This is a genomic window from Sporosarcina sp. NPDC096371, from assembly GCF_044762865.1.
GTDB lineage: Bacteria > Bacillota > Bacilli > Bacillales_A > Planococcaceae > Sporosarcina.
The window spans coordinates 595,578-611,484 of the sequence record NZ_JBIWFE010000002.1 but is presented as its reverse complement, the minus strand read 5'-3'; the positions used below and the strand labels follow the sequence as shown (position 1 = coordinate 611,484).

The following is a 15,907-nucleotide window of genomic DNA, read 5'->3' as shown; positions in this document are numbered from 1 at the left end:
TTAGCCGCCAACTCATAGTCGCAACAATATTTTACCATACGTAAACGCCTAGTGAAAAAAATTAAAACTCACCAGGTTTATTTAGTATACGCAAATCACAAAAATTCCTCCTGTTCTTCCGCAAGTCAGCCGGTTTGTGGAACAAAGCTCAAGCAGCACTCTTCAACTAAACTTCATGGTAGTTAAAGAACTATTTAGTATCATAGTACCAGAATCCAGTATTTATGAAGCAACAAAAAAAGCCAACCAAAAGTTGACTTACCTTGTTAAACTAAACCAGCACCCGGTTTGTTTAAGTATATTTTTTCACAATATTGTTGAGCGCGTCAGACCAGCCGTCATACACGTACTCATCTCCCGGATGACCGGCGAATCCGCGCAGGCGGAAAATCATCTCGGTGCGGTCGCCGTGTGCGGTGAGGGTTAGGGTCACAACAGGCGAGTTTTCGATAGGATCATTGGGGTAGCCCCAGGTGAAAACGAGCCGTTCGAATAGGACGACGTCAAGAAACACTCCTCCGGTGTGATACTCCTCGCCGTTCTCACTGTTGACCATCGTGTAACGGTAACGTCCGCCTTCGCGAACGTCAAAGGAGATGGTCTCCAAGGGTGTCGAAGGCAACCATTCGGCGAGTTCCTTCTCCTCGGTCCAGTCGCGCCACACGAGTTCGCGGCGGGCATTCAGGGTGCGAGTAATGGCAAACTCCGTTTCAGATATGGGCATGTTCAAAGCCTCCTTTGTGATCATCTCAACTATTTATCACCATATGGATGGAAATCTTGTTTGTTCTATTCTACCCCGTTATTTGAAGAACTATCTATTATCATAGTACCCTAATTGTCCATTAAGCAGAATTCACCTGAAAAATGTCTGCAAAGAGTACCAAGCCAATGTCACCCTATGTATAAGCACATTTATTCAACGAACCGCTTCACAATGATAACGATAAAAAAACAAAATTATTTCCCCTACCATTCTATTAATGAACATCAATATCAAATACAAAAGTCGTTTGACCTTTTCTCCATTCCGCAATGACTTCATATAGATAATAGCCTGCTTCCGCAGGAACCGTTAAACTATTGTCGTCTATTGGGACTTCTGTAATTTCACCATCTTCATCCCATTGCTTCACTGTGACTATCGTTGTTTTTTCATCAAGTACAAATTCGATTTCACTATTCATTTCAACTGTTAACGTATCAAATTGCTCTGCTGCATCAATTGGCGTGAAAGGATCCAATCGATTGAGTTCTACCTCGTCATCCTTATATGAATAATAGCCACGCTCCAGATTATATTCTTCGTCATCAACCACTATTTTCCCGTCCAAGAACATTTTCTTTCCAGAATTTCCGAACATCGGGCTACACCCTACAACAATAAGTAATGGTAATAGGAACAGAAAAATTCTACGCATTTGACTCCCCTCATTTCGGAACATAATCTGTATGACTCATAACTATTTCGGTACAATTTTACAAACACCTGCTTATTCCATTAAACTACCACCTGATGTAGCTTTGTAAAAAAAGATTGATTATTCATAATGAAGTTTGTTCCTTTATAATAAAGATTGATAGTTTGGAACAGTTAAAGTTAGAATGAGATGATTATGTTCATTGGTTTAATCACATTAGAATTCACGGAACACTTGGATATTTAAGCCCTATTGAGTATAAAAAAGAACACCTAAAAAAAATTGTCTAGTTTAGTGTTGACAAACCAATATAAGTTTTATTTTAGGAAATATAGGAATTAAAGTATATGAATTATAGAGCTAATTAAACTTTAGAGCCGGAAGTATGAAATCTATTAAAAGAGGGGCTTTGTATGCTAAGTAAGAGGCAGAAAAAAATAATAATGCTCATGAGTGAAAATAACGAGTGGATTGTAGGAAGAGAACTAGCCAAGCTACTTAGTGTATCTGATAGAACCATTCGAAATGACATTGCTGGCATTAATAATTTTTATGAAGACGTATTGATAGAATCTGATGTAAGACAGGGGTACAAAATTGATGAGTACAAGATCCAGAACTTGAACATAGAGATAAGCGAAATCATCCCTCAAACCTCAGAGGAGAGATGTGCTTATATAATTCAAGAACTGCTTTTTGGAAAGAGCAAGATAAATCTTGTGCTCCTTCAGGAAAAGATTTTTATATCAGAGTCTTCTCTAGATAATGATATAAAGAAGATTAGAATACTTTTAGCTAGGTATCATAGCCTGAAGATTATAAGACGCAGTAATTACATTGAGCTTACAGGCAACGAGGATGAAAAGAGAAGTCTCTATAAGAATTTATTAACTGATGAAACCAAAGGAAATTTCCTAAATTTAAATAAGATGGCATCTCTCTTCAAGGACTTTGATTTGATAAGGGTTAAGACGATTTTGGAAGAAACACTAAAGGAGTATCATTATCATGTGAGGGAGCTTGCTATTCCAGGACTTATGATTCACATAGGGGTAACAATAGAAAGAATGATAAAATTTAACTTCATAAAAACTGATAGAAGCAGTAAAGAACTGAAAAATAGTGTGGAGTACGAGATTGCTCAAAAGGTTTTCTACAAAGTAGCAGCTGAGATCAATATAAAGATTGTTGAGGATGAGGTGGTTTTATTTGCACTTCTTCTTTTAGGTAAGAAGGGAGCGAGCTACTCTAATGAAATAGTAAAAGAAAAGATGGATTACTCTGCCTCGGATTTGGTTTTAAATATTATAGATGATATCAAAACTACCTTCGATATAGACTTCAGTGATGACAATGAATTCAAGGTTGGTTTTGAAATGCACATAATATCTCTTTTAGAGAGGCACACTCATAATATAGAGGTTGACAATATGTATCTTCAGGAGATAAAGCGTAAATATCCTCTCGTCTTTGAAATGGGTGTCAGGGTATGTAAGCTTCTGGAAGAACAAATCCATATACGTATCAAAGAAAATGAAATCTCTTTTATTGCTCTTCACCTAGGGTCTGCTTACGAAAGGGCAAATCTTAAACGTAAGTATAAGGTGTTAATGATTTATCCATATAATCAGACATTATCAGATTTGTGCCTTCAAAAGGTAATGAATAGATTCAGTGACAGGATAGAAATCATAGAATGTATGAATTTCTTTGAAGCATCAGCCATAGATAATTTAAAGCCTGATTTAATTTTGACAACACTGCCTTTAGAGCATAGCCTTGATATTTTAACTATAGAAATCTCCTTGTTCGTGAATCATAAGGATGAAAGCAATATATTTCAGGCGTTGAATAGGCTGGATGAAATACGATATAAGGACGATTTTCAAATTCTTATACTAAAGCTTATAAAAAAGGAATTTTTCTATACTGGAATCAAGGGAGAGACTCCTACAGAAATAATTTCACAAATGTGTGATAGGTTATATGATAAGGGATATGTGACGGATGAGTTTAAGCAAAGTGTCCTTCATAGAGAGAGCATTTCTGCCACGTCTTTCGTCTATGGCTTTTCTGTTCCTCACAGTATCAATGGTAGAGCTACTATACTGTCCACTCTAAGCATTGCTATCCTTAACAGTCCTATAAAGTGGGGAGAGTTTGATGCGCGGTTTGTAATATTGTTAGCCATAACTGAAGAGAATCGTAAACTACTTAGGATATTCTTTGACTGGCTAAGCAGCATAATATCAAACTCAAGCAAATTTGCAAACTTACTGGAAGTAAAGAATTACGATGAGTTCGTAGAAAATATTTTGAAATAAAATTAGAAGCTTCATAGGTCTTACATAGACCATGAAGCTTTTTTATTATGGTCTAAAGTAGAATGTATTGGGATTTCTATAAATTACTTATTTCCTATATAGATTATAAAATTAAAATTAGCTTAAATATTTCCTAAGTATTAGGAAGTCATTTTAAAGAAAAGAACGTTTACAGAGGTATACACTATAAGCAAGGATAGGAGGAGATAGCATGGAGAAATTAGAGTTAGTAAGTTTTCAAATCATTTCATCTGTAGGGTTGGCAAAAAGCAGCTACATTGAAGCAATTCAAGAAGCTAAAAAAGGAAACTTTGAAAAAGCAAAAGCTTGCATAAATGAAGGTAAAAATTCATTTGCACAGGCACATAAGGCTCATTTCGAATTAATTCAAAGCGAGGCACGCGGAGATGTAATAAATCCCACTTTATTATTATTACATGCAGAAGATCAGATGATGTCTGCTGAAACGTGCAAAATACTTGCTGAAGAATTGATTGAAAATTACGAACGTATTATAGCTTTAGAAAAAAGATAATAAAAAAAGATATATCAAATTATGAAGGGAGAATTAAAATGAAAAGAGTTTATTTATTTTGTAGTGCAGGAATGTCTACAAGTATGTTAGCCGCTAATATGCAGCAGGTTGCAAATCAGCACTCATTAGAAATTGAGGTTAAAGCTTTTCCACATGACAAGTTAGGGGAGATAATCGCAACATTTCATCCTGACTGCATTCTTTTAGGGCCTCAAGTAAAGTACTTACATGATCAAACAATGAAAGAATTCGGAAATGCTGGGATACCTATAGCAGTAATTGATTCTGGAGACTACGGAATGATGAATGGTGAAAAGGTTCTAAAGGCAGCTGTAAAGCTTATGAGAGCGGCTGGAAAGTAAAGATTTTGTAGAATAGTTTATTAGGAAAGGGAAATTGTTATGAAAAGACTTACAGGTTTTCTAGATAAATATTTATTACCATTAGGTACAAAGCTGGGAAATCAGCGTCATTTAAAAGCTTTATCTAATGGTATGATGATGACACTGCCTCTACTTGTTATCGGTTCTATATTTATGATGCTAAACAACCCGCCTATAAATATTCAAACTGTAAACATGGAAACATCAAATGTATTTATAAGATTTTTAATTAATTGGAAACAGTGGACTATCGCAAACAGTGAGTGGCTTTTGGCTCCATACCACATGACCTTTGGAATGCTTGGACTTATGACATCCTTCTCTGTATCTTACTGCTTAGCAAAGAGCTACAAGATGGATGCAGCAGTTTCAGGAATAATGACAATGTCAGTATTCCTACTAGTATGTTCAAGTGTAGTGCAAGTACCAGTTGGAGATAATGGAACTATATCAGCTATTACATCTCAATACTTATCAAGTGATGGATTGTTTGTAGCATTAATCTTAAGTTTTGCATGTGTAGAAATCACTCGTATGGTAGATAAGCTAGGAATAAAGGTGAAATTCCCTTCTTCCGTTCCAAGTATGGTTAGTACTTTTGTAAATTCTTTATTGCCATTATTCATTAATATTATAGTAATATATGGAATAAACTTAATGCTAATCTCTACATTAGGAATGTCATTCCCAGAGGCTATTATGAGCTTACTTACACCTGCAATTGACGTAGGAAACAATATATGGGTATATGCTGGAATAATAATGTTCTCAAATGTATTATGGTTCCTTGGAATCAATGGTACTTCCGTTGTATTCTCAATAGCATTCATGATTGGTCTTGCAGGTACTGGTGCTAATGCAGAAATGGTGGCAAGAGGTTTAGAGCCTACAAATCCTATGAACCTTCAGCTATTCCGTTACGCGATGCTTGGAGGAGCTGGTGGAACACTTGGTTTAGTGATATTGATGTGGAAATCAAAATCAGCTAAGTTAAAATCTCTAGCTCGTATTTCGGTAGTACCAGGAATATGTTCAATAAATGAGCCTATAACTTTTGGAGTTCCAATAGCATATAACCCAATCATGGCTATACCATACATATTAACTCCATCAATCTGTGTAGTATTAGGTTACTATGCTCAGGTGTGGGGCTTTATAACTCCAGGTTATATCGCAGACCCATCTTTCATTCCTTTCTTTATTCAAGGATGGATGTCAGGTATGGATATAAGAAACGTAATATTCATGTTCTTCTGTATTGGCTTAAGTGTAGTTACATTCTATCCGTTCTTTAAGGCATATGAAAAGGTAGCTATACAACAAGAGGTAGAAGAAGCTAAGGAAGAGGAGGAGTTTGAATGGTAAAAAAGATGTATGACCCATGGTCAAAAATAACAACAAGAAATGGTTATGCAGGAGACGAAGTAATATCTGCACTTCAAAAATCAATCAGAAGAGGTTTAGAAGAGCAGGCATGCATGTTCGCTTACGAGATGTACATATCATCTCCAGAGCTTGAAGAAAAGATGTGGAGAAGACTTCTTACTATATCTGTTGAAGATATAGGAATGGGAAATCCTATGGCAGCAATAATGGTAAACAACATGTTTGAAAAACGTAAGAACTTTGATTATGCAGATGGAGACCGTCCAATGTTCTTTGTTCATGCAATTCGTTATCTATGCCAGTGTGAAAAGGATAGATCCTCGGATTTATTAAAGAACATATGCATAAAGAGCTTCGCAATGGGGCAATTCCCAGAGATTCCAGATTACGCTCTTGATAAACACACTCAGCGTGGACAAGAAATGGGAAAAGACTCTTTCCACTTCCTAAACGAAGCCAGCAAAGTAATACCTCAAGCAGAAGTAGATAATAACTACAAAGAGCGTTATGCAAAAATTCTTGAGGAATACGAACCGGAAAACATATGTGACACTGCATTTAAATTTAACGGATGGCAGTTCTAACATCTGACTTAAGGACAGTTATTAGTAATATTATTCAATAAAGGAGGAGTTTGAATGGTAAAAAAGATGTATGATCCATGGTCAAAAATAACAACAAGAAATGGTTATGCAGGAGACGAAGTAATATCTGCACTTCAAAAATCAATCAGAAGAGGTTTAGAAGAGCAGGCATGCATGTTCGCTTATGAGATGTACATATCATCTCCAGAGCTTGAAGAAAAGATGTGGAGAAGACTTCTTACTATATCTGTTGAAGATATAGGAATGGGAAATCCTATGGCAGCAATAATGGTAAACAACATGTTTGAAATGCGTAAGAACTTTGATTATGCAGATGGAGACCGTCCAATGTACTTTGTTCATGCAATTCGTTATCTATGCCAGTGTGAAAAGGATAGATCCTCGGATTTATTAAAGAACATATGCATAAAGAGCTTCGCAATGGGGCAATTCCCAGAGATTCCAGATTACGCTCTTGATAAACACACTCAGCGTGGACAAGAAATGGGAAAAGACTCTTTCCACTTCCTAAACGAAGCTAGCAAAGTAATACCTCAAGCAGAAGTAGATAATAACTACAAAGAGCGTTATGCAAAAATTCTTGAGGAATACGAACCGGAAAACATATGTGACACTGCATTTAAATTTAACGGATGGCAGTTCTAACATCTGACTATTGCTCTTTTGCTTCATAATAATAGGTACATCTCGAGAGTTGTAGGACATCGCACATTGCTGATATCGAGTATTTGTGTCGATTATTTTTGATCACATTTACTTTCGTCTTATCAGCGCAGCTTGCTTTAAAATATCATTCTCCATCAATAAACGCTGGCTTTCTTTACGAAGTTTGATCAACTCTGCTTCTTCCGGTGTTCTATTGTCCTTTTATTTGGAGGAGAATAAACAAATTGGTGTAGTTTTTAAATCAAGAATTGGTTTAGATTGTGAAACATTGTACTTAAACAAACGGGGTGCTTTAGAGGAATAAGGAGATTTAAAATAATCAATCTTTTTATAAAAAACAGTTCTTAAAAATAATAGAAAGCAATCGTTTTGATCAATCTTTATTCAAAACGATTGCTTTTTATATGCAGCAAAATCAAGGATTTAGAGTATTAATAATCAAACTTTATTCTAAATCGACAACTGATTATCTTTTAAATTTCTAAGATCAGAGCAGACGAAAAAGCGAGCAATCGGAATAATCCGGTTGCTCTTTGTCACTTTCACTGTTTGCTTCTATAAATAAAACACCACAACTCATCAATTCGGCACTACTTAAAACAAGTTGATGATCAACGAATTCATATTTTATAGCTCCACTAAAAAATATTTTTTAAAAAGTTTGTTTATTCAACATCTAATGGGGTATATAGAATGTAATACTTCTTCACCTACTCATTTTTCAGCTTTTTTAAGAGTCCACTTGGTTTACAGATTTTTTGCTTCGCCAATGGCAATAACCAGAAGTCATGCACGATTCATCATGAGGTTGCTTTATTCTCATCAAACTCTAATCTTCTTCACCTCACTTTTTAATTGTGGGCAGTTAGTATAAGGACATAAGGAAATCGGAAACAACGCATAATCAACGCCGTTTAAAGAATCATTTAAATACCAACTCAAGGAGGAGATTTTAATGATGCTACAACATTTTGAAGTAATTACACCATTGTTTGAAGGTCAAGCTAACGAACGTTTTCAATTTAAACTAAAAATTGAAGGAAACGACTATCGAGGGATTTATCACGACAAGGAAGTTCAATGGTATCAGCCACGTCCTCATAACAAAATTGAACAAGATGAACTGGACTCCCTTGAATCGAATGTTCATATTTTGATAACGAACCATTTCATGCACTGACAAACGTGGCTATCTATTAGCCACGTTTTTTTATGGACATTTTTTTTTACCTTTACTGTTCCGCTTCATCCAACACCGAAAGGGCAATCAGAATGATCCGATTGCCCTTTTTTCGCTTCCACAACTCATAAATTTGGTGCTGGATGAAGTTCAATTGATTTCGCTTGAAACATGTTATCACGATATTCATAAGTGATGACAAGTTCCCCAATAAAGGCTGCCGGAGAAATTTGAGCTGAGACGGTAGCTGTCAGTTGATGGTCTGTTACTTCATATCTTATATATCCGCCAAATGCAATATCTTCAAAGAAATTTGTAGGTTTATCATCTAAAGGGGTTAGATCAACTTGATATACCTTTTCACCTACTGTTATTTCAGCATTTTTATTCGTTAACTTGGTTTTTACGTTTTTATGGATAATTGCCATCGGATTATCAACAAGCACGTCCACCAATCCATTCGTATATGTATAAACGTACACCTCTTGAACTAAAGCACCAGTACCATAACCAAGCGTTAAGACGATGATTAACTCTTTTTTCTGGTCTTTATTAATATCATCATAAATAATTTGCGGGGCATATGCAGGGTTCGTAACGTTCATCCAAAAAGGTCTGAAGTAAGTCTCCCCTTTGAAATCAATTCTAAAATCACGATATAGCCCACCACTTTTTTTTGCATAGATTGTTATGACGTCTTTTTCCGATTTTGCTATGACAGTATATCCCTCAAATGCGGCCCCTGCTTTTCCAATGGTAAGTACAAAGAGAAATGCAATGAGTAAAATCATATATCTTTTCATTCGTTCACCACCTCATTTTAGGGTTTCCTAATGCGGTTGCTTCATTCTCATCAAATTCTAATCTTCCTCACCTCATTTTTTAATTGCGGGCAGTTAGTATAAGGACATAAGGAAATCGGAAACAACGCATAATTAACACCGTTTAGGGAATCATATAAAGACCAACTAAGAGAGGAGATTTTAATGATGCTACAAAATTTTGAAGTAATTCCACCACTGTTTGAAGGCCAAGTGAATGAACGTTTTCAATTCAAACTAAAAATTGAAGGAAACGACTATCGAGGAATTTATCACGACAAGGAAGTTCAATGGTATCAGCCACACCCTCACGATAAAATTGAACAAGATGATCTGGACTCCCTCGAATCGAATGTTCATACTTTGATGACTAACCATTTAATGCAATGACAAACGTGGCTATCTATTAGCCACGTTTTTTTGATGGACATTTCTTGATTATCGTTCAAAGCTTCTTTTGCCTAATTTATATTCCGAAACTTTATAATCAATAAAAACACCGATAATTCCTATAGGAATCCCACCAGCAGACACTGACAGTAAAAGTATAAAAAGATTCAGCTTCTCCACATTAGGATATAGGATACAAAAAACAAGGACGGTTCCAATTGCCGCGAATAACACTGTGAAATAATAAGTTATCTGAATATCCTCTTCCCTCGTCGGCTTCTCACTCACTACCACAACCTCATTTCCTGAAACAATCATAAGTACTTATATTATTTACTCATTTTTACTGTTTCAATCAATTCAGATGTGATATCTGCATGAACCTTTCTGTTATTCGTACTGGATCGGGCAATGCGACATTTCCCGTTGCCAAAAACCTATAAGCCATGCGTGTTTTTGCCATGGCTACTCGATCATCTGAAAAAACTTCACAAACCATGTATCCTTCCCCCCACTTTCTCTCTATCTAAAGGGTGAAGGGAGGTGATTCACATGGCAGCAATCGAATTCAAAAACGCAGTAGGAAAAGTGTACTTTGACGGTGGACAAATGGAGGAAGGCAAACTCATCCGCAAATCGAAGACATACCGCAATATCGTGAAAAATGCAGAGGCAAACAGTTTATACGCAGCGCTCGAGCAACTTGCACAGTTATCGGAGTTCCCATTCATCGGGGCAGAAGTCGTAGAAACATCAAGCGTCAACAACTAATCAAAAAGGGAGGAATAACAAATGGCAAAGACATTACAAATGATTTTCACTACGGCAACCGGCAAAAAAGTAACACTGACGGCAGATGAACCACGTGCAGATCTGACAGCACAAAGCGTGGAGGCAGCGATGCAGGAAATCATTGCTTCAGGAGTCTTCGAAGTAGATGGAGCGCCACTGGCAGCAGTAGTGGGCTCCCGCATTGTCGAGCGTAACGTCACTGAACTTATTCATGGCTAATACGATGAAAAATAAAATAACAACCGCAAAATAAGTAGTACGAGAAAAGGGCAATCCGAAAGATAATTCGGTTGCCCTTTTTTGCTTATCAACTATACTCCCCGCCCCAATCAACAAAAACACCCAACAAATCATCATTTCAAGGGCATGTAGGAATGGATGAAGTTAACGAAGACCTTTTCACCAATGAGCAGGAATTTTTACATAATGGGGTAATTTCGTATGCTGATTCCCTTTAGCCGAATTCACTTGTGCTTGCGTAAGAAAAATACATCCGGTAAGATCCGCTCCAGATAAATCAGCGTCTCTTAAATCTGCGCCAATAAAATCTACCCTCTTTAAATCAGCACCCCTCAAATTAGCCGCAATCAACAACGCTCCCCTTAAATTCACACCTCGGAAGTCAACACCTTTTAAATTGGCACCCAAATAATCTAATCCTTTACGCACTTTGCTTTTTTTATGATGTTGAATGAAGTCTTTCCGAGTTAATTCACTTGATTGTACTAATAAATGGTTCACGATTCCCCTATGTACTGGTACATCTATTTTCAAAATTTCTTGTGGACTAAGATTTGTTAGCGTTAACGTTTTATTAAAAACGTTTTGCAACTCATGATGGATGGTTTGCGTTTCTTCCAACTCTAAAGCTTGGTTTAAGTAACAAAGCATCTCATGCAATTGTTGAACGATAGGAAATACCACAAACATTTCTTTAGACAACTCTGTGTTCTTTCGCCAATCTTGTCCTTTAAAAATTTCTTGTGAAACATGTTGTCCCGCACCAAAACATTCATAGGAAACGCACCCATGAAACCCTTTATCCCTTAACTTTTCATGGATTCTACAAGCATTATCCGAGCATAGATTACGACAAGGAATGCCACCTTCCTTATCAAAAGCAAAATCAGCTGATTTAGAATAGGGTAATGCCACGCAACATAACCCAAAACAATTTTTACAGTCAGAATGTAATTGGCTATCCAAAAAAACACTTCCCCTGTGAATCATTTTTCTCTTTCAAAACGTTCTCTATTTGACTAAAATGATGCTCGTCATGTTCAATCAATCCTGATAAATAGGTAAACAGTGACATCATCGTAGTTCCTATCGCAAACTCATCCAACCAAACCCTTTCATCTAATTCATTTATTCGACCTATAAGCACTTGTCGAACAGATACAAATTCTGCAATTGTCTTCTCTTTACTTCGTCTTATGGAAATGAATGATGCCTGAGCATTCGTCTCATGCACATTAGGACTTTTAGGCAATTCTTTCCCCTCGAAAATAAAGGGTAAGCGATCATTAATAACAAATTTGTCCCAAAGGATTAAATGTCCGATTACTTCAGCTATTGACCATTTATCTTCAGCTATCGGCGTTCTCCATTGCTCTTCGGACAGGTGTCTTAAATGATTCACTCGATTAATCGAGTCCTGATAAAGAGCTATAATCTTATATGTATTATGCAATCATTTCACCCCAGTATTTTTCTTAGACTACTATTTCACTTCCACAATTCCATCGATCGTCGAAATAGCATTTTCGACCAGTTGTTAAACAAGAACGATACAAAGAACCGGTAGTATCCGAGTAGGAGATTACAAAGTTCAGGGAATCCAGTATAATACTTCTTTGCACTTTTTTATTTCTTCATGCTTGTTCAAAAATCCTGCTCGTTTGTTCAACAAATTGTAAGTACCATTTCATCATTTTAATACGATGTCCGGCGAAAAGGCTGCGCTGACGGTGGATGAACCACGTGCAGATCTAGCAGCACAAAGCGTAGAGGCAGCGATGCAAGAAATCATCGCTTCGGGAGTATTTGAAGTGGATGGTGCACCACTTGCAGCCATCGTGGGCACTCGTATTGTCGAGCGTAACGTCACTGAACTTGTTAACGGCTAATCAGAACAAATAACCTGTTCACCAGTTTTCAAACTGGTGTACCGGTTTATGGTTTGAACTCCTATACTTGGCCACTTTCGTTGTGGCAATGAAATTGAATAACGTTTTAAAATATGGTAAGCGTGCCTGTACAAGTAGGCTTCACTACTTAAACTGACTCTCCATTTCCAACCATCTCTTCGATGCACGGGTTGTATATAATGGTAAAACACCAAGGGAAGCCCCGAGCCAATATAATATGAATTGTTTAACCACAGAACCCCCCTTAGACATTAAGGGGGGTCATGTTTAGGTAATATTGGTGTGAACTATCATTCCAATAAGTTGATTTGGAAGTTCTTCCTAAATGCATCAGTAGCGCTAGTCTCAAATAGATGGTTAAGCAGGAACTTATTTAGGTTTTCTAATAAGCACTTGCCCATCGGCAATTTCAACACTTGCACCCAATACGGCATTATCCAACAGCCAATCGCTATTATGAATACTCAATACATAACCATCAGTCGGAATTTTTGAATTATAGCCGCCTCTTTTTACAACTAGTCCATCTACCACAGTGACTTCATATCCATACATATTCGTTCTAGTACTGTCCCCATATAGAGGTGTATATTGGATGAGGTCATCCTGATTACGACCTCTATTCACTCCATTCAACGGTCTAGAAAGAACACCTTCTCCATAAATCGCTTGGATGAGTAACGGCTTAATCACAAACTTGCCAACCTCCTGAGGAATCCTATCCAATTGCTGCATTAAAGAAAGAAGCTCAGCTTTTAATTGAGTTTCCACCTCAGAATCTTCTACTTTTTGCGCCATCATAAGATTTACCGCTGTGACACCCGCTTTTCCCGATAAAGAAAGTTTTACTAAATAACGATCTATTTCTTTAAGGAATTTTTCATTATCCATGTTTTCTCTCAGGCTAGCAGAAGCTTGTTGCAGATTTTCAAATTCAGCTATTAAATTTTTAGCAGCTTGTTCAGCATCGCCCTCCGCATAAGCCTTCGAGAATTGGTCTAGTAAAGGCGTTAACGTTAACGATTCTTTATCCGATAGTAGCGACGAGTAGGAGTTTTCCGCAAAGGTTCTTAAAGAATCCGCCTCATCACCACCGAAGGATTTAATACTCCGCTCCCATGATTCTTCAGGGTTATAAGCATATGGATTCCATGTATAATCAGCAATCGTATACAGTGGAATCTTGGAAGCCTCTGCCTCATTCATCGGATTTGCTGCGATTCCTACTACACCGTTTTCCGTTAAATCAGCATCCCTATTTACAAATGCACCAAGGAACAAACGATTTCGATCAAAGTCATTTGTAGGGTAATTATCCCAAATATATAAATCGTGTTTGAAAATAGTCGATACTAGCTTCGCCTCTTCTGATGTGATTTTGTCCGTAACGACATCTTTGCCCGTCCACATGACTAGCGTATCTTCATCTACTAAGTCTGCAAAACGCTTCCGGTATGCGTTCGTCTGATTTCCAGCATAATCCGTCGGAACAGTAATCAAACGTTCAGCACCTTGATGTGTTTGGATAAATTCTTCATTAAAACGATTTAATAAATAAGCTTGTGCCGCAGCTGTAGGAGAGGAATCGCTTCCAAACTTTTCAACATCCTGTTGACAGTGCAAACTATAGCTGATATCGTCCAAGAAAATGGCGTAAGAACGCCCACCATTGTCCCAAATTTTGTCCATTTTATTCATTAGGAGTTCAAAGTCCTCATCACCTGAGTAACAAACTGAATTACCAGGAGACAGTGAAAATGTGAAATTCACGTGATTTTCTTTTGATGTATCCATTAGTTCCTTAATTCTAGTCAACTCTTTATCAGGGTACGGTACGCGCCATTGTTCACGATGATAAGGATCATCTTTAGGTGCATAAATATAGGCATTCATTTTATTATCCCCATAGAACATCAGTTGACTGAGTCGATCTTCATGTGTCCATTGTGGACCGTAAAATCCTTCAATCGATCCACGCAATGGCATTTCCGGCCAATCCTGTACCGCAATGGAAGGAATCCAGGCTTGTCCTTGTCTTTCCTGAATCATTTGTCCAAATGTTTGAGCGGCATAGAAAGTACCAGCCTTATCTTTTCCAGCTAGAACGATTTTCTTTTGACTTGAGACCAGAACATATCCTTCCGCTTTCAAACCCTCGGGTCCCTCTACCCCAAGTTGTTGCAATACATCGATCGAGTCTTCATTTTCTGAAGGTCCGCCAATCCAGATTGTAACAGGGGTATTCGGAGCCCCTTCCCCAGAGTTCTTACGGACAATTTCTTTAACGCCAGCTTCTATTAATAACTTCTCCACTTCACGTATCGCTGCTTCATCCGTATTTTCACCTATAACCAACCCCACTACAGAGGATAAAGGAAACCCTTTTCCTAACTTTGACATCTCTTGTGGAGTCGGGTTAATGTTTAGACTGTCTTCATTCTCATTTTCCTGATACTTTTCTATCAAAAGGGTAGCACCTATCGTTAAGGTTTGATAGATTTCCTCAGAAATCAAACCCTTTCCCCATTGATTGCTAAGCAAAAGTTTAAAATTTTCCATGTGCTTGACGACTTTTTCGATTTCTTCCTTTTTTTCGTACTGGCTGACTGCAGTCAAATGTAATTTTAAAGCATGAGCTGCACTTTTATTAGTTAACTGCCCCTCTTTTTCAAATTGCTCTATAAGTTCTCGCAAGCTATTTGCACTTTGCCCTAAAACTGATCCTGAATCCGAGGCGTAAGCAATTCCATTTTGCACAGTAAACACTGTAGAGAACAGCATAATGGCCAACACGACTAAAATCGTTGCTTTTTTCATTTATTCTACTCCTCCTGTAAGTGGCGCATGAATTTATGCACCTACTCTATACATGTATACCCTCACCGGCCATTTTTTTGGTCTACTATTATATATGAGGGCTGTGAACCTTCCATAAATAATCTCCGTTACCTCCTCAAAATACTGTATTCTCCAAATTATTAGAAAATCCTTCCTGAAAGAGAATTTTAATGAAATCTGTCGAACGCTATCAATTAACAATAGACGCCGAAGGTACCCCAATCAAACGGGCTAAACGAGCAGGATTATGGCAGAGCAGGGAACGTTGACGATGCAGATTCCGGCGGCAACTAAACCAATCACACAGGAAGTCGTCTACATGGATGCTCATTGATATTGTTCTTGGCTTCTGATGAGGCTAGCTACTCAACAGGTTCAGAATTCGTTATCGATGGCGGATTAACTGCACAGTAATA

At 37.4% G+C, this 15,907-nt stretch carries 18 protein-coding genes and 3 pseudogenes; 13 read left to right on the top strand and 8 right to left on the bottom strand.

Annotated elements, in window-relative coordinates:
* Positions 1-292: 292 nt before the first annotated feature.
* Positions 293-724, bottom strand: coding sequence for an SRPBCC family protein (locus ACIQ0H_RS08825; RefSeq protein ID WP_403413414.1), 432 nt, complete (start codon positions 722-724; stop codon positions 293-295).
* 256 nt (positions 725-980) lie between these two features.
* Positions 981-1,421 carry a hypothetical protein gene (locus ACIQ0H_RS08820; protein WP_403413412.1) on the bottom strand — a complete coding sequence of 147 codons (441 nt, stop codon included), beginning with the start codon at positions 1,419-1,421 and terminating at the stop codon, positions 981-983.
* A 191-nt stretch (positions 1,422-1,612) separates the two neighbouring features.
* Here ACIQ0H_RS08820 and ACIQ0H_RS08815 point away from each other — a divergent pair.
* From ACIQ0H_RS08815 to ACIQ0H_RS08785, 7 genes and pseudogenes are all read left to right on the top strand, one after another.
* Positions 1,613-1,711, top strand: a pseudogene (locus tag ACIQ0H_RS08815) (IS3 family transposase); the annotation flags it as partial.
* A gap of 123 nt (positions 1,712-1,834) precedes the next feature.
* Positions 1,835-3,745: a BglG family transcription antiterminator gene (locus tag ACIQ0H_RS08810; RefSeq protein WP_403413410.1), complete on the top strand. Its 1,911-nt coding sequence runs from the start codon at positions 1,835-1,837 to the stop codon at positions 3,743-3,745.
* A gap of 211 nt (positions 3,746-3,956) precedes the next feature.
* Positions 3,957-4,280 carry a PTS sugar transporter subunit IIA gene (locus tag ACIQ0H_RS08805; protein ID WP_403413408.1) on the top strand — a complete coding sequence of 108 codons (324 nt, stop codon included), beginning with the start codon at positions 3,957-3,959 and terminating at the stop codon, positions 4,278-4,280.
* A gap of 38 nt (positions 4,281-4,318) precedes the next feature.
* Positions 4,319-4,642, top strand: coding sequence for a PTS sugar transporter subunit IIB (locus tag ACIQ0H_RS08800; RefSeq protein ID WP_400630310.1), 324 nt, complete (start codon positions 4,319-4,321; stop codon positions 4,640-4,642).
* A gap of 39 nt (positions 4,643-4,681) precedes the next feature.
* Positions 4,682-6,028 carry a PTS sugar transporter subunit IIC gene (locus ACIQ0H_RS08795; RefSeq protein WP_403413406.1) on the top strand — a complete coding sequence of 449 codons (1,347 nt, stop codon included), beginning with the start codon at positions 4,682-4,684 and terminating at the stop codon, positions 6,026-6,028.
* Positions 6,022-6,633 carry an AAA family ATPase gene (locus ACIQ0H_RS08790; RefSeq protein ID WP_403413404.1) on the top strand — a complete coding sequence of 204 codons (612 nt, stop codon included), beginning with the start codon at positions 6,022-6,024 and terminating at the stop codon, positions 6,631-6,633. Before ACIQ0H_RS08795 ends, ACIQ0H_RS08790 begins: the two co-directional genes overlap by 7 nt.
* Positions 6,634-6,687: 54 nt before the next feature.
* Positions 6,688-7,299, top strand: a complete 612-nt coding sequence (locus ACIQ0H_RS08785) for an AAA family ATPase (RefSeq protein WP_403413403.1) — start codon at positions 6,688-6,690, stop codon at positions 7,297-7,299.
* 16 nt (positions 7,300-7,315) lie between these two features.
* On the opposite strand, the pseudogene ACIQ0H_RS08780 reads toward ACIQ0H_RS08785, so the two are convergent.
* Positions 7,316-7,521: pseudogene (locus tag ACIQ0H_RS08780) on the bottom strand (IS3-like element IS655 family transposase); the annotation flags it as partial.
* Between the two features lie 754 nt (positions 7,522-8,275).
* Between ACIQ0H_RS08780 and ACIQ0H_RS08775 the strand changes: the two are divergent.
* Positions 8,276-8,500 (top strand): DUF5342 family protein, encoded by a 225-nt coding sequence (locus tag ACIQ0H_RS08775; protein ID WP_403413401.1) that lies wholly within the window; start codon positions 8,276-8,278, stop codon positions 8,498-8,500.
* Between the two features lie 125 nt (positions 8,501-8,625).
* On the opposite strand, the gene ACIQ0H_RS08770 is transcribed toward ACIQ0H_RS08775, so the two are convergent.
* Entirely contained in the window at positions 8,626-9,303 is a 678-nt protein-coding gene (locus ACIQ0H_RS08770; protein WP_403413400.1) for a hypothetical protein, read from the bottom strand.
* 186 nt (positions 9,304-9,489) lie between these two features.
* Between ACIQ0H_RS08770 and ACIQ0H_RS08765 the strand changes: the two genes are divergently transcribed.
* The gene (locus ACIQ0H_RS08765; protein WP_403413398.1) at positions 9,490-9,711 is read left to right on the top strand and encodes a DUF5342 family protein; all 222 of its coding nucleotides are present in this window, start codon (positions 9,490-9,492) and stop codon (positions 9,709-9,711) included.
* A gap of 48 nt (positions 9,712-9,759) precedes the next feature.
* Here the strand turns inward: ACIQ0H_RS08765 and ACIQ0H_RS08760 are convergent, their stop codons facing one another.
* A complete protein-coding gene (locus ACIQ0H_RS08760; protein ID WP_403413396.1) occupies positions 9,760-9,999 on the bottom strand; it encodes a hypothetical protein in 240 nt (79 codons plus the stop codon).
* A 264-nt stretch (positions 10,000-10,263) separates the two neighbouring features.
* On the opposite strand from ACIQ0H_RS08760, the gene ACIQ0H_RS08755 reads away from it, so the two are divergent.
* Positions 10,264-10,482: a DUF1659 domain-containing protein gene (locus ACIQ0H_RS08755; protein ID WP_403413394.1), complete on the top strand. Its 219-nt coding sequence runs from the start codon at positions 10,264-10,266 to the stop codon at positions 10,480-10,482.
* A 21-nt stretch (positions 10,483-10,503) separates the two neighbouring features.
* Positions 10,504-10,722, top strand: coding sequence for a DUF2922 domain-containing protein (locus tag ACIQ0H_RS08750; protein WP_403413392.1), 219 nt, complete (start codon positions 10,504-10,506; stop codon positions 10,720-10,722).
* Between the two features lie 180 nt (positions 10,723-10,902).
* Here the strand turns inward: ACIQ0H_RS08750 and ACIQ0H_RS08745 are convergent, their stop codons facing one another.
* Together ACIQ0H_RS08745 and ACIQ0H_RS08740 are read right to left on the bottom strand one after the other, a co-directional pair.
* Positions 10,903-11,733 carry a pentapeptide repeat-containing protein gene (locus ACIQ0H_RS08745; RefSeq protein WP_403413390.1) on the bottom strand — a complete coding sequence of 277 codons (831 nt, stop codon included), beginning with the start codon at positions 11,731-11,733 and terminating at the stop codon, positions 10,903-10,905.
* On the bottom strand, positions 11,702-12,196 hold the full coding sequence (locus tag ACIQ0H_RS08740) for a DinB family protein (RefSeq protein ID WP_403413388.1): 495 nt from the start codon (positions 12,194-12,196) through the stop codon (positions 11,702-11,704). Before ACIQ0H_RS08740 ends, ACIQ0H_RS08745 begins: the two co-directional genes overlap by 32 nt.
* Before the next feature lie 250 nt (positions 12,197-12,446).
* On the opposite strand from ACIQ0H_RS08740, the gene ACIQ0H_RS08735 reads away from it, so the two are divergent.
* Positions 12,447-12,632 (top strand): DUF2922 domain-containing protein, encoded by a 186-nt coding sequence (locus ACIQ0H_RS08735; RefSeq protein WP_403413386.1) that lies wholly within the window; start codon positions 12,447-12,449, stop codon positions 12,630-12,632.
* A 390-nt stretch (positions 12,633-13,022) separates the two neighbouring features.
* Here the strand turns inward: ACIQ0H_RS08735 and ACIQ0H_RS08730 are convergent, their stop codons facing one another.
* Positions 13,023-15,470 (bottom strand): glycoside hydrolase family 84 protein, encoded by a 2,448-nt coding sequence (locus tag ACIQ0H_RS08730; RefSeq protein WP_403413384.1) that lies wholly within the window; start codon positions 15,468-15,470, stop codon positions 13,023-13,025.
* 348 nt (positions 15,471-15,818) lie between these two features.
* On the opposite strand from ACIQ0H_RS08730, the pseudogene ACIQ0H_RS08725 reads away from it, so the two are divergent.
* Positions 15,819-15,905 (top strand): annotated as a pseudogene (locus ACIQ0H_RS08725) (SDR family oxidoreductase); the annotation flags it as partial.
* Positions 15,906-15,907 lie beyond the last annotated feature (2 nt).

What these genes read in the sequence shown, in the direction of transcription:
- ACIQ0H_RS08810 (WP_403413410.1), top strand. Translation starts at nt 1,835, where the DNA reads ATGCTAAGTAAGAGGCAGAAAAAAATAATAATGCTCATGAGTGAAAAT.
- ACIQ0H_RS08805 (WP_403413408.1), top strand. Translation starts at nt 3,957, where the DNA reads ATGGAGAAATTAGAGTTAGTAAGTTTTCAAATCATTTCATCTGTAGGG.
- ACIQ0H_RS08770 (WP_403413400.1), bottom strand. Translation starts at nt 9,303, where the DNA reads ATGAAAAGATATATGATTTTACTCATTGCATTTCTCTTTGTACTTACC.
- ACIQ0H_RS08735 (WP_403413386.1), top strand. Translation starts at nt 12,447, where the DNA reads ATGTCCGGCGAAAAGGCTGCGCTGACGGTGGATGAACCACGTGCAGAT.
- ACIQ0H_RS08745 (WP_403413390.1), bottom strand. Translation starts at nt 11,733, where the DNA reads ATGATTCACAGGGGAAGTGTTTTTTTGGATAGCCAATTACATTCTGAC.
- ACIQ0H_RS08790 (WP_403413404.1), top strand. Translation starts at nt 6,022, where the DNA reads ATGGTAAAAAAGATGTATGACCCATGGTCAAAAATAACAACAAGAAAT.
- ACIQ0H_RS08800 (WP_400630310.1), top strand. Translation starts at nt 4,319, where the DNA reads ATGAAAAGAGTTTATTTATTTTGTAGTGCAGGAATGTCTACAAGTATG.
- ACIQ0H_RS08820 (WP_403413412.1), bottom strand. Translation starts at nt 1,421, where the DNA reads ATGCGTAGAATTTTTCTGTTCCTATTACCATTACTTATTGTTGTAGGG.
- ACIQ0H_RS08765 (WP_403413398.1), top strand. Translation starts at nt 9,490, where the DNA reads ATGCTACAAAATTTTGAAGTAATTCCACCACTGTTTGAAGGCCAAGTG.
- ACIQ0H_RS08825 (WP_403413414.1), bottom strand. Translation starts at nt 724, where the DNA reads ATGCCCATATCTGAAACGGAGTTTGCCATTACTCGCACCCTGAATGCC.
- ACIQ0H_RS08795 (WP_403413406.1), top strand. Translation starts at nt 4,682, where the DNA reads ATGAAAAGACTTACAGGTTTTCTAGATAAATATTTATTACCATTAGGT.
- ACIQ0H_RS08730 (WP_403413384.1), bottom strand. Translation starts at nt 15,470, where the DNA reads ATGAAAAAAGCAACGATTTTAGTCGTGTTGGCCATTATGCTGTTCTCT.
- ACIQ0H_RS08785 (WP_403413403.1), top strand. Translation starts at nt 6,688, where the DNA reads ATGGTAAAAAAGATGTATGATCCATGGTCAAAAATAACAACAAGAAAT.
- ACIQ0H_RS08775 (WP_403413401.1), top strand. Translation starts at nt 8,276, where the DNA reads ATGATGCTACAACATTTTGAAGTAATTACACCATTGTTTGAAGGTCAA.
- ACIQ0H_RS08755 (WP_403413394.1), top strand. Translation starts at nt 10,264, where the DNA reads ATGGCAGCAATCGAATTCAAAAACGCAGTAGGAAAAGTGTACTTTGAC.
- ACIQ0H_RS08750 (WP_403413392.1), top strand. Translation starts at nt 10,504, where the DNA reads ATGGCAAAGACATTACAAATGATTTTCACTACGGCAACCGGCAAAAAA.